Raw genomic sequence first — 12,448 nt, 5'->3', positions numbered from 1 at the left:
AACGGACGCTCGAGGTCCTCGTCACCGGCGTCGCGACCGAACTCATGGGAGTCGATGCGGCGACGGTGCGCGAGGCCTACGAATCCGTGCTGCGGCAACTCGTGGACTACCTCGGCATCGACTTCAGCTTCCTCCGACACAACGACTTCGAGGCCAGGGCCACCAGACTCACCGCGGAATGGCCACCGCGACTGAGCGTGCCCGATCCGGATCCACTGGCTGTGGTCTACTTCGACGACGCAGACTCGGTATTCCGCCTGGCCGAGACACTGACCGAACCGGCAGTGTTTCGGCCGGATCCGGAACAGGAGGACTACCGTCGACGCGTCGAGCAGGGGTCGGGATTCTCCGCGACCTCGATGGCCGTCGTGCCACTGCTGCACTCCGAACGCACCACCGGCATCCTCGGCTTCATCAAGATCGGTGACCGAAGCTGGTCCGAGGCAGAACTCAACGCGCTCAAAGCAATTGCGGCACTGCTCTCTCAACTGCAGGCACGGGTGATCGCCGAGGAGCAACTCCGATTCTCGGCACAGCACGACCCGCTGACCAAACTGCCGAACCGCACGGCTCTCGCACAACACCTCCGCGAACGACTCGACCCGTCCATGCCCGGCCCCGTCGCCGTGATGCACATCGATCTCGATCGACTCAAAGCACTGAACGATTTTCTGGGCCACCTGGCCGGAGACCACTACCTCGAGACCATCGCCGATCGACTGCAGAGCTTCGTCGGCAGGTCGGCCGGTCTCGTCGCACGCCTGGGCGGCGACGAGTTCCTGGTGGTACTGGCCGGGCCGTGCTCGGCCCGCGTCGCAACACACCACGCCGAGATGATCGCCGAAGCCGTGAACGCCCCCGTCACCCTCGGAGTCGAACGCATCAGCAGAAGCGCGAGCATCGGAATCGCCTTCGGCCAGCCCGGCAAGCACACCGCCGAGTCGCTTCTGCGGCAGGCAGATCAGGCCGCCCTGGTGGCCAAACGCGCAGGCGGCCACGACATCGCCCTGTTCACCGAAGAGATGCACGCCGACGCCGAACTCCGCAACGACGTCGAGATCCACCTGCGCGAAGCCATCGCGGGCGACTCGCTCACCCTGCACTTCCAACCCGAGGTGGACCTGGTGACCGGACGCATCACCGCGGTCGAAGCCTTGGTCCGATGGCAACACCCCACCCGCGGACTGCTCCCCCCGTCCGCATTCATTCCGGTCGCCGAGGAGACCAACCTCGCCGGTGAACTCGGTCGCTGGGTCCTCGACCACGCCTGCCGCACCCTCGCCGACTGGCAACGCGAGATCCCCCACCTCGACATCGCGATGCGCGTCAACATCTCCCCCGTCCAACTCGTCACCAACGGATTCGTCAGTGCCGTCGCCAGAGCACTCACGGAATTCTCGATAGCCGGGCCCGACCTGTGCCTCGAGATCACCGAAGTGGCAGTGGTACAGGACCTTTCCCGCACCCGCGTGACACTGAGCGAACTCCACGAACTCGGCGTGCAAGTGGCGATAGACGACTTCGGCACCGGATACAGCTCCCTGTCACACCTCAAGGAACTCCCCGTCGACGCACTCAAGATCGACCGTGCCTTCGTCACCGACCTCGGCAACGAGAACACCGGCGACCTCGCGATCGTTCAGTCCATCATCGGACTCGCCCGCGCCTTCGGGCTGACCATCATCGCCGAAGGCGTCGAAACACAGAGCGCCAGAAGAACCCTGATCGAACTGGGATGCACCCGCGCGCAGGGATACCTGTTCTCCAAACCGGTGCCGGCCGACGACGCACTCGAACTCCTCCACGGCGTGCGCATCGACATCTGACCATCCTGATAACCTGACATCCGCACCACACGCCGGTGTAGTTCATTGGTAGAACGCGACCTTCCCAAGGTTGAGAGGCGGGTTCGATTCCCGTCACCGGCTCCACCGACCGCCCACCTCGGGCCGTCCTCCTGCAGGCTCCACTCCTGCCCATCCCGGTCGTTCCTGCAGGCTCCACTCCTGCCCATCCTGGTCGTTCCTGCAGGCTCCACTCCTGCCCATCCGATTTGCTCCCGTCTCGTCCGTATCGCTGAACTCACAGACGCTGCACAGTCACTGCGGTCACTCCTGAAACAAACCGACCACCGCTCAATATTGGTCGATACCCTTGCTACCGACCGGTAGCATGTGCGAATTCATTCATTGTATTCGCAAGAATTCCTGCATTTCCGAAGAAACTTCTTCCGCCTTCTTCGCCGTGCTAGAAATCAAATGTCGACATCTTTTCACCGACAAATGACCTGACAGGAATCCCCCTCATGCGATCACTTTCGACAATTGTCGCGGTCACCCTGACGACGATGGCCGTGGCCGTCTCGTCGGCGACCGCCGCCCCGTCACTGGCCACACCTCCGAGAACCCAAGGCGGAGCCGGAACCCTTCTGTGGGAGGATCAATTCAACGGATACGGTGGACCCGACCCCGCCAAATGGGGATTTCAGACCGGCCGCTGGGGCGCGAGTTCCGGTGAGCAGCAGTACTATACAGATTCCTGGAACAACGCCAACCAGTTCAACGGCTCACTGAACATCACCGCGCGTCGGGAGAACGCACCCGACCGCAAGCGGGCACCGTACAACTTCACCAGCGCCCGCGTGGTCAGCATGGGCAAGCAATCGGTGACGCCGCCGGTGCGCATCGAAGCATCGATCAAAATGCCGAGCGCCCAGGGTCTGCTACCCGCATTCTGGACCCTCGGTCTCCAACCCGGTGGCGAATATTCATGGCCCAGCCAAGGGGAAGTGGACATCGTCGAAATTCCCGGGCTGTACGGGCCGTCATTCAATTTGCACGGCCCCTCCAAGTGGAACTCCAATCAAGATACGAAGACCGGCGGAAGTATGAATCCGGTCAACAACGGATTCCACACATACCGAATCGACTGGTTGCCCAACAGCATCACCTGGTTCGTCGACGGAGTCGCTCGGTTCTCCCTCACCCAGGCCCAGTACGAGGCGAAGGGCGGCAACTGGAAAGCGTTCTCGGGCTCGTGGCCGCACTACATCCTCTTCAACGTCGCCGTCGGCAACAACTGGGTCGGCAAGACACCGAACAGCACGCCGTACCCGCAGACGATGAGTGTCGACTGGCTACGCGTGAGTCGCCTCTGACCTGCAGAGCAGCACTTCCTGTCCACACGGGGCCCAGCCACCACGGCTGGGCCCCGTGCGGTGTGCGCAATCGGCACGGTTTCGACGGCAGAACAATTCTTGTGACTTTTCTCAGCGACGTCGTCTCGTCATAGGGACATTCCACAGTCAGGGGAATATCGTCTGTTCATGCGCGGGCCACGGCGGAGTCTGATCACCCTCGTCATCGCCGCTGCCACCGCACTGCTTGCGCCTTCCGCACACGCCGGGCCCGTGATGCCCATCGCCGCCGCCCCCGAGCAACCCGACCACGCCGATGCCATCCGCTACTCGGCATCGAACCGCGACGCCGCCCCGCCCGGAGCCAACGACATGAGCTGCACACCCACCGCAGCCCACCCGAATCCTGTCGTCCTGGTGCACGGCACCGATGCCACCGCGTACGCCGACTGGGCAGGCTTCGCGCCGATCCTGAAAGCAGCAGGCTTCTGTGTCTTCGCCATCAACTACGGCACGTCGCCGGACGGCAGATCCAACGGGTACGGCGTCATCGAAGACAGTGCAGCGCAACTGAAGGCGATGACGTCGTCGATACTCCAGGCAACCGGTGCCGCCGCAGTCGACGTGGTCGGCTACTCCCAGGGTGCCGCGGTGGCTCGATACTTCGTCAACAGACTGGGCGGCGCCGACGTCGTCGATCGATGGGTGGGAATCGCATCGCCGACGTACGGCGGCACCATGTACGGAGTAGCGCCCGTCGTGCAGGCGGTGCCGGGTGCAACCGGTGTCCTGGCAAGCGAATTCGGTCCTGGCCTCGCCCAACTGATGGCCGGATCCGACTTTCTCGATCGGCTCAACGCCGGCGGCGACACCGTGCCCGGGGTGGAGTACACCTCCATCGCAACACGGGTCGACGAAGTGATTCAGCCGTACACCAATGCGCTGCTTCGAGATCCGGGAGCGCACAACATCGTGGTGCAGGACGTGTGCCCCGATACCGAGGTAGCGCACTTCACGTTCACCTACGATCCCACCGCGCTGCGGCTGGCGCTCAACGCCCTCGACCCGGCGAACGCGCGTCCCCCGACCTGCGTACCGGTGCCGCTGGGAGCCGGAATCCTCGACGTCGTCCTCGCCAGCCACTGATCCTCAGGTCAGGAGCTGATACGCCCTGAGCCCGACGTACAGTTCGGCGGCCTGGATCGGATCACGAAAGTCGCGACCGGTGAGCTCGGCGATTCGACGTAGCCGATACAACACCGTGTTCCGGTGGTAGTGCAGCGATTCGGCGGCATCGCGGGTGGAACCGCCGCAGGAGAACCAGGCGTCGAGAGTATCGAGCAGGCTCTGCCGTTCGGCTCGCGGCAACGCCAGCAGATCGCCGAGTATCTGACGGGAGGCGATCCGGCCCGATTTCGGATCGCGGACCAGCAGCAGCGGCACCGGCACCGAGTCGTAGCGCACCGGTGCGGGCGGTGATGCCTCGCCCGAGGTGCACGACCGCGCCAGCCGGGCCTGGCCGACGGCGTCACCGATACCCGACGGCGACCGGAACACCGAGCTCACCCCGACCCGCCCCGGACACAGCTCGCTCAGCGTGACCACAGCGGAGTCGATCTCCGATTCCGTTGCGGCACAGATGAGCCCGACGGTACCGTCCACCTCGGCGTCCCACACCGATTCGGCACCCGCGGTACGGAGGCGGGCGATCAATCCGTCGATCCCCATCGCTGCGGTCAACGGCTCCTGCGAGACCACCGCGAAGTAGCCGTGGTCGGGAATGCGGAACGTTCGCAACGCGTCCGCCGCCGCAGTCGGATTCGCGCCGTGATCGGCGAAGAGCACGCGGATGAGGCGTCCACGAGCTTCGGCGCTTTCGCGCGCACGCATGTCGGCGCTCTCTCGATAGGCTTCCGCTGCCTCGTCGGAGTACACGTCGACCAACGCCCAGACCTGAGCGGCCATGTCCAGCAGCGCATGACTCGCCCGGCCGTCCGAGCGTTCCATCAACTCGTCCCAGACCAACCTGCCGCCCAGCCGAAAGGCGTGCAGCAGGGCAGCCAGCGGTACCCCCTGCTCGGCCTTGAGCCGGCCCGCGTCCCGCGCCGACTCGAGCCGCATGGGAGCACGACCGGACAGCTTGCCCAACATCGAGGCCAGATTGCTCCGCGACGCCTCGTAGAGCTGCTCGGTGGTGAGCAGCGTCGATTCGAGGTAGGCGTGCTCGGCCCCCAGGATGCGTCGCACCAGCTCGGTCGCGAGATCGTCGACGCCGTCGAGCATCGTCGCGGCCAGATCGGTCGGTGACGGATGCACATCGAACTCGGTCGCGGTCATGACCGAACTCTAGCCGTACCCGTGTAAGCCACGCCACAGCGAAATTGTGCGGTGGCACAAACTGTCGCATCCGATTGAGGCCCCCGGCCCATAGCGTCCCGCGCCCGAGTGCGACCACAATCACAGTGAAGCCGTGTACCCGAACGACGAGTGGAGCCGAGAAGTTGACCAGCGACGTCACCCCACACCTGCAATCCGTACCGACGACGGGACCAACCGAGGCAGTCGACTCCGCACTCGCCGATCTGTCCGCGGGAGAGAAGAACTGGGAACGCCTCACCCTGGCCGAACGCCGAGCGCTCCTCGAACGTGTGCATGCGCTGACCACAGCTCACGCGCAGGAGTGGGTGACGGCGGCAACGTCGATCAAGGGACTCGACGCCTCGTCCAGCCTCGTCGGAGAAGAATGGCTGTCGGGTCCGTACTCGTTCCTCAACGGACTCGGCACCGTGGCGCACACACTCGCGGCGCTCGAAGCAGGCACCAGCCCACTGGCCGGTGCGAAGTTCGGCACGGCACCCGGTGGGCGCACGACGGTGTCGGTGCTGCCCCTCAACATCTTCGAGCGACTCCTGCTCAACGGGTTCAGCGCCGAGGTGTGGCTGAAGCCCGGAATCGACCGTGCAACCGCACAGCGGACCGCGGGTCTCGCCCAGCTCGATCCCACCCGCACCGCAGGCATCGGAGTGGTTCTCGGCGCAGGCAACATCACCTCGATCGCGCCGCTGGACGCGTTGTACGAACTGATCGCGTTCAACCGGGTCGTCGCACTCAAGCTCAACCCCATCATGGATCCGCTGCTGCCCGTGTTCGAGAAGATCCTCGCCCCGCTCGTCGACATCGGCGCACTGCGTCTGCTCACCGGAGGAGCCGACGTGGGCACCTACCTGGTCCAGCACTCGTCCGTCGACCACGTCCACATGACCGGCAGCGCCATCACGCACGACGCGATCGTCTTCGGTCCCGGCCCGGACGGAGCTGCGCGCAAGGCGGCCAACGACCCGATCCTCACCAAGGAGATCTCCAGCGAACTCGGCGGAGTCTCGCCCACCATCGTTCTGCCCGGTGAGTGGAGCCGAGCCGACATCGAGTTCCAGGCCGAACACATCGCCACCCAACGCCTGCACAACAGTGGATACAACTGTGTCGCTTCGCAGGTCGTCGTACTGTCCTCGGAATGGAAGCAGCGCGACCAATTCGTCGCCGCCCTGCGCGCCGCCCTCGACCGCGCTCCGGCACGAACGCCCTACTACCCCGGCAGCGACAAGCGAGTGTCCGACGCCACCGCCACCTACCCGTCCGCCGAACGCCTCGGTGAACGCGGCGGCCGCGTGCTCATCACCGATCTGAACCCCGGCGAATACGCACCGCTGCTGCAGACCGAGTACTTCGCACCGGTCATGGGTATCATCGAATTGCCTTACAGCGGAGCAGCATTCGCCGCCAAGGCGGTACAGGCCGCGAACGAGGAATTCACCGGAACACTCGGCATCAACATCATCGGCACCCCCGGCACCATCAAGGGACTCGGGGAGAAGTTCGACACCATGCTCGCCGACCTCCGGTACGGCACCATCGCCGTCAACGCCTGGACGGCCATCGGATTCCTCACCGCAGCGGCCACCTGGGGCGCATTCCCCGGCCACACCGTCGACGACGTGCAGAGCGGAATCGGCGTCGTGCACAACGCATTACTGATCGACGGGGCCGAGCGAACAGTGGTGCGCGGGCCTTTCCGGCCACTGCCGCGCTCGCTGGTCAACGGCGAACTCTCCATCTCGCCGAAGCCACCGTGGTTCGTCACCAACAAGACCGCAGCATCGACCGGCAAGCTGCTCACCGCATTCGCGGGCGCACCGTCCTGGTCCAAGCTGCCGGCAATTTTCGCCTCCGCCCTGCGCGGGTAGAACCCAGCGTCGACGACGATCGAAGGACAATCATGAGCTCTCAGCGCACGACGGCCGACTACATCGTGGTGGGCGCAGGTTCGGCAGGCGCGGTGGTGGCCAATCGCCTCAGCGCAGACCCACGCAACGAGGTGATCCTGCTCGAGGCCGGCCCCGAGGACAAGAACAAGTTCGCCCACATTCCCGCTGCATTCTCCAAACTCTTTCGCAGCGAGGTCGATTGGGACTACCTCACCGAACCGCAACCGGAACTGCGCGATCGCAGCATCTACTGGCCGCGCGGCAAGATGCTCGGTGGCTCGTCGTCCATGAATGCCATGATGTGGGTGCGCGGATTCGCCGCAGACTACGACGACTGGGCGGCAGTCTCCGACGACTCCTGGTCGTTCCGCAACCTCGTCGGCTACTTCCGCAAGATCGAGAACATCGAGGGGACAACCGAACTCGACTCCGGTACGGACGGCCCGCTCGTCGTTTCGCACCAGCGCAGTCCCCGTGCCCTGACGTCGTCCTTCCTCGACGCCGTCGAGGAGGCCGGTTATCCGGTGGAGACGGCAAACCTGCCCGAACCCAGGGGCTTCAGCCGCACGATGGTCAACCAGAAGCGCGGCGCACGGTGGAGCACCGCCGATGCGTACCTACGACCGGCTAAGAAGCGCAAGAACCTCACCATCCTCACCGATGCGCAGGCCACTCGCGTCCTCTTCGAGGGCAGTGCCGCGGTGGGCGTCGAATACACCTCGGGCGGCGCAGTACACACCGTTCGTGCACGCAAAGAAGTCGTACTGTCCGGCGGAGCGATCAACACCCCGCAACTGCTGATGCTCTCGGGCATCGGCGACCAGGAACAGCTGAAGTCGCACGGCATCGCGGTCCGGCATCACTCACCCGGAGTCGGACAGAACCTGATCGACCATCTGGCCGCACTCATCGGCTGGAAGACCGAAACCGACTCGCTCTTCCACGCCGAGAAGATCCCGGAGCTGGTCAACTACCTCGCACGCCGACGCGGCATGCTGACCTCCAACGTCGCCGAGGCCTACGGTTTCGTCAAGAGCCGCGAGGACCTCGCCCTGCCCGATCTCGAAGTCATCTTCGGCCCTGCACCCTTCTTCGACGAGGGACTCATCGCGCAGGACTCCCATGCCGCCGTCATCGGAACGGTGCTCCTCAAACCGGAGAGCCGCGGCGAGATCACCCTCCGGTCGTCCGACCCGACGGCCAAGCCCATCGTCGAACCGCACTACCTCGGCGATCCGGAGGGCCTCGACCGCCGGGCGATGATCGAAGGCCTTCGGGCATGCATCGCGATCTCCGAAACACCCGCTCTGAAGGGACTGCTCGGCGACGTCGTACGCCCGAGGGTGGCGTCGAACATCTCCCCGGCGGACCTGCTCACCGAGGCTCTCGAGCAGAATGCGCACACGCTGTATCACCCCGTGGGCACTGCCCGTATGGGCAACGACGCCGACAGTGTCGTCGATGCCGAGTTGCGGGTACGGGGCGTCGACCGCCTTCGCGTCGCCGACGCGTCGATCATGCCGAGCATCATCCGCGGACACACGCACGCGCCGTCGGTGGTGATCGGCGAACGAGCAGCGGACTTGATCCTTCGTTGATCCGCGAGTGAACCTTCGGAAAATTTCCGGTTTGGCAGTCCGGTTTGTCGGGTAACAGGTGGACACGCTCCCTTGCAGGGGATCGAGATGGAACCCATCCGCTCGGCAAGCAGCGCCGAATGACCCACAACGCTCGAGAGACGAGCACGGAAGGTTGACCGACATGTTCACTGTTCGTAAAGCTTTGGCCGCCACCGCAATCGGTGCACTCACCATCGTCCCGCTTGCCGCATGCTCCAGCGAGGAAGCGTCCGACACTGTCGACGCAGCCACCTCTTCGGCAGCAGAAGCAGTGGAGAGCACCCCCGAGCCCGCAGCCGAGGTCGACAACCTCACCGGTGTCGACACCGCAGTTGCGCTCGATCCCGGCTTCACCGGTGCACTGACCACCCTGGGCCTCACGCCCGGTGTCGTCGGAACCGCCACTCTCGCAGACGGATCCATCCGCTTCCCGATCACCGGCGGAGACGTCAAGTACTGGGAGCCTGGCACCGTCGATCCCTACGTCCAGGGCGAGATCAACCACGACGGCAGCGGCCTTTCGCTGACCGCAGGCGAGACCGTCGTCGAGCTCACCAACTTCGACATCGACCCCGGCACGTCGCTCCTCACCGGTGACGTCTTGGTCAACGGCGAAGAAGCAGCCGCAGACGCAGTGCTGTTCGATCTCGACGGCCGCACCCTGCAGCCGCTCGCTACCGGACCCGACAACACTGCAATCCTGCAGGGCACCCAGGTGAAGATCTCGGAGACCGCTGCCGGACTGCTCAACAGCACCTTCAACACCGATGCTGTGACCCCGGGACTGCTCGTGGGCGTTGCGACCATCACCATCAACACCGCTGCATAACAGTTTCCTGACCCCGTGCGCGAGGCGTCACCGTCGACGACGGTGGCTCTCGCGCACGGGTGTTTGCATCGCAGGACCAGGAGCCGACCGATGAGAGCGTTCACGAAGATCTACGGCGGGCACCCGCTGCATGCGGTCGGTCTGCTGCTCTCGTTCGCCCTCGTCGGCTACGTCGTCACACTCGCAGGGCCGCAGACTCTGTGGAACAGCGACGTGTGGTGGAAATCCGTTCTCGTGTGGTTCTTCGGATCGGTACTGCTGCACGACGCAGTACTGTTCCCGCTCTACTCACTGGCCGATCGGCTCCTCACCAGCATTCCGAGCCGCCACCTGGCCGTGTCACCGGTGAACTACGTTCGCGTTCCCGCTCTCGGGACAGCACTGACGTTTCTGATGTTCTTCCCCGGGATACTCTCCCAGGGTGCGGAATCCTATCGGGCCGCAACCGGTTTGACCCAGGAACCCTTTCTCGGACGTTGGCTCGCGCTGACCGCGGTGTTGTTCACCGTGAGCGCCGCCGCCTACTTCATCCGATGGACTCTCGTACGGAGCCGAGCATGAGCGTCACCGCCGATACACTCTTCAACCGCGCAGCAGCCGGACTACCCTGCTGGATAGGCGATTCCGACGGCAGCAGGGAGCAACTTCCCACCGCGCGGTGGATGGGCGGCAGCGCCTCGTCAGCCGAGGATCGCCGCGCGGATCACGCCATGCTCAGCCGATGTACCGGCCCCACCATCGATCTCGGCTGCGGGCCGGGTCGACTCACCGAAGCACTTGCGCGACGCGGCGTCTCGGCACTCGGTGTCGACACATCCCGAACAGCAGTCGATCTGACCATCGGGCGCGGCGGCAACGCCGTTCTCCGCGACCTGTTCGAGCCACTGCCCGACACCGGCAACTGGTCGTGTGTCCTCCTCGCGGACGGCAACATCGGCATCGGGGGCGACCCGGTGCGTCTGCTCCGCCGGGCGGCCGACCTGCTCGCACCCCACGGAGCCGTCATCGCGGAAGTGGACGCGCCCAGCGACACAGGAATTCGTCACCGCACCGTTCGGTGGGAAACCGACACCATGGTCGGCGATTGGTTCGCCTGGTCGAGCGTCAGCGCCGACGCCACAGCGGATCTCGCCAATGCCGCCGGCCTTCGAGTGGTCGACGTGGCACCGATCGACGGGCGCTGGTTCGCTCAGATGACGCTGGCTCCGCTCACCAGTTCGTGAACAGCAGATGATTGATCGCCAATGCACCGATCACCTGCAGCGCCAACCAGAAGCGATGCGTCCTGATCGGCAACACAGCGGGCGCGATCAGCATCCACATTGCGAAGGGCAACCAGATTCTCTCGGTCTCGGCCTTGCTCAACTGACTCAGATCCGCCATCACCACCGCAGCGACACCGCCGATCACCAACAGATTGATCGGTTCGAGCCGGGTGAGAATCCGTGGGAACGCCGCGGGCACAGCAACACCCAGCGCACAGAACAGCGCCGCGAAATTCGCCCAACCCCAGTACTCGAACGGACGGTCCTTCGCGATGCCCTGGTAGTAGCGCTCCTGCACCAGCAAGTAGCCGTCGTACCACCAGAATCCGTACGCCGTGAAGATCCCCGCGACGATCAGTGCACCGATCAGCGCGCCCACCAACGGCAGAATCCTCCGCCCGGCAATCAACACCGCGACCGCAGGCAGGCCCATCAGCACCAGCCCGTAGTTGAGGTAGATACCGAAACCGAGCAGCACTCCAGCACCGATCGACGCCGGCCACAGGTACCGCTTCGTGGAGATCGCCAGCAACGCAACGCCCCACGCGGCAACACCGGCATAGAACGCATCCGCCGAGACGGCGATCCAGATCGCCGCCGGGGCGATCGCCACGAACGGTGCTGCACGCCGCGCGATGTTCTCGTCACCGAGCACCTTCAGTGTCAGCACCAGCGCGACGGCGGCACTCGTACCGACCAGCACGCACAGCGTCGCCGCCCAGGCTCCACCGCCGAGGCCGAGACGATCGAGCCACACGAAGGTGAGCAATGCGCCCGGTGGATGACCCGACACATGCGTCGTCCACGAATCGGCCTGGTAGTCCAGGATCCGCTCGGAGAACCCGCGGAGCGTGGCCGGAATGTCGGTGACACCGGGCACCTCGTGCAGGTACTCGTCCGTCGACGCCAGCCGGTCGACGAAGCCGCGCTTCCAACCGTCCACCATCGCCAGCGACATCGTCCAGGCCGCCGACGCACCCCACACGAGGAACAGCAGTCGCGTCCACGACAGTCGACGTGCCACCGTCGGCCCCCACAACACGGTGGCCACGGCGATCAGAACGGCGACGGGAGTCCCCCATCCCACGTGAATCTCACGGAAGCCGAACAGCGGTGCCGCATCGGCGAAATCACGCACCTGCTGCGGAGTTCTGTTGATGATGGGAGTGACGAGTTCGTTGCCCAGGTACGGAACGACGAACGCGACCACGACGAGCACGACGGCCAACGTGCCGGCGACGGCTTCTCTCCAGTAACGGATAGTCTTTTCTCCCTGCGGACTCGAGGCGACCACGACTTCGGACCAGCATATCGACCGACGGTGATGGAGGATG

10 protein-coding genes and 1 tRNA gene are annotated in these 12,448 nt (G+C 64.8%); 9 read left to right on the top strand and 2 right to left on the bottom strand.

All coding sequences use genetic code 11. From position 1 onward, the window contains the following. Positions 1–44 precede the first annotated feature (44 nt). The 4 genes from CH249_RS11150 to CH249_RS11135 all read left to right on the top strand — a co-directional run bounded on the left by CH249_RS11150 (position 45) and on the right by CH249_RS11135 (position 4,282). The gene (locus tag CH249_RS11150; protein ID WP_094646037.1) at positions 45–1,826 is read left to right on the top strand and encodes a bifunctional diguanylate cyclase/phosphodiesterase; all 1,782 of its coding nucleotides are present in this window, start codon (positions 45–47) and stop codon (positions 1,824–1,826) included. Between the two features lie 31 nt (positions 1,827–1,857). After that, positions 1,858–1,931: transfer RNA gene (locus CH249_RS11145), tRNA-Gly, on the top strand. A gap of 374 nt (positions 1,932–2,305) precedes the next feature. Then, entirely contained in the window at positions 2,306–3,157 is an 852-nt protein-coding gene (locus CH249_RS11140) for a glycoside hydrolase family 16 protein (protein WP_032396624.1), read from the top strand. Positions 3,158–3,325: 168 nt separating this feature from the next. Further along, the gene (locus tag CH249_RS11135) at positions 3,326–4,282 is read left to right on the top strand and encodes a triacylglycerol lipase (RefSeq protein WP_094646038.1); all 957 of its coding nucleotides are present in this window, start codon (positions 3,326–3,328) and stop codon (positions 4,280–4,282) included. 3 nt (positions 4,283–4,285) lie between these two features. On the opposite strand, the gene CH249_RS11130 is transcribed toward CH249_RS11135, so the two are convergent. Continuing rightward, positions 4,286–5,473, bottom strand: a complete 1,188-nt coding sequence (locus CH249_RS11130) for a CdaR family transcriptional regulator (protein WP_032396626.1) — start codon at positions 5,471–5,473, stop codon at positions 4,286–4,288. A 188-nt stretch (positions 5,474–5,661) separates the two neighbouring features. Between CH249_RS11130 and CH249_RS11125 the strand changes: the two genes are divergently transcribed. The 5 genes from CH249_RS11125 to CH249_RS11105 all read left to right on the top strand — a co-directional run bounded on the left by CH249_RS11125 (position 5,662) and on the right by CH249_RS11105 (position 11,072). Next, positions 5,662–7,380: an aldehyde dehydrogenase family protein gene (locus CH249_RS11125; protein ID WP_045200508.1), complete on the top strand. Its 1,719-nt coding sequence runs from the start codon at positions 5,662–5,664 to the stop codon at positions 7,378–7,380. Positions 7,381–7,412: 32 nt separating this feature from the next. Then, a complete protein-coding gene (locus CH249_RS11120; protein ID WP_094683421.1) occupies positions 7,413–8,999 on the top strand; it encodes a GMC family oxidoreductase in 1,587 nt (528 codons plus the stop codon). Positions 9,000–9,162: 163 nt separating this feature from the next. Further along, complete coding sequence (locus CH249_RS11115; RefSeq protein WP_045197236.1) at positions 9,163–9,849, top strand: hypothetical protein; 687 nt, start codon at positions 9,163–9,165, stop codon at positions 9,847–9,849. Between the two features lie 90 nt (positions 9,850–9,939). After that, the gene (locus CH249_RS11110; protein ID WP_032396629.1) at positions 9,940–10,410 is read left to right on the top strand and encodes a hypothetical protein; all 471 of its coding nucleotides are present in this window, start codon (positions 9,940–9,942) and stop codon (positions 10,408–10,410) included. Further along, a complete protein-coding gene (locus CH249_RS11105; RefSeq protein ID WP_094630529.1) occupies positions 10,407–11,072 on the top strand; it encodes a methyltransferase domain-containing protein in 666 nt (221 codons plus the stop codon). The genes CH249_RS11110 and CH249_RS11105 overlap by 4 nt, the downstream gene beginning before the upstream one ends. Here CH249_RS11105 and CH249_RS11100 read toward each other — a convergent pair. Continuing rightward, entirely contained in the window at positions 11,059–12,375 is a 1,317-nt protein-coding gene (locus CH249_RS11100) for a hypothetical protein (protein WP_052050023.1), read from the bottom strand. The two genes, CH249_RS11105 and CH249_RS11100, sit on opposite strands and share 14 nt — an antisense overlap. Positions 12,376–12,448 lie beyond the last annotated feature (73 nt).

The organism is Rhodococcus sp. 05-2255-3B1 (assembly GCF_002258545.1).
Lineage (GTDB): Bacteria > Actinomycetota > Actinomycetes > Mycobacteriales > Mycobacteriaceae > Rhodococcoides.
The sequence above is the reverse complement of the archived record's forward strand: the minus strand, read 5'-3'. Positions and strand labels throughout refer to the sequence as shown.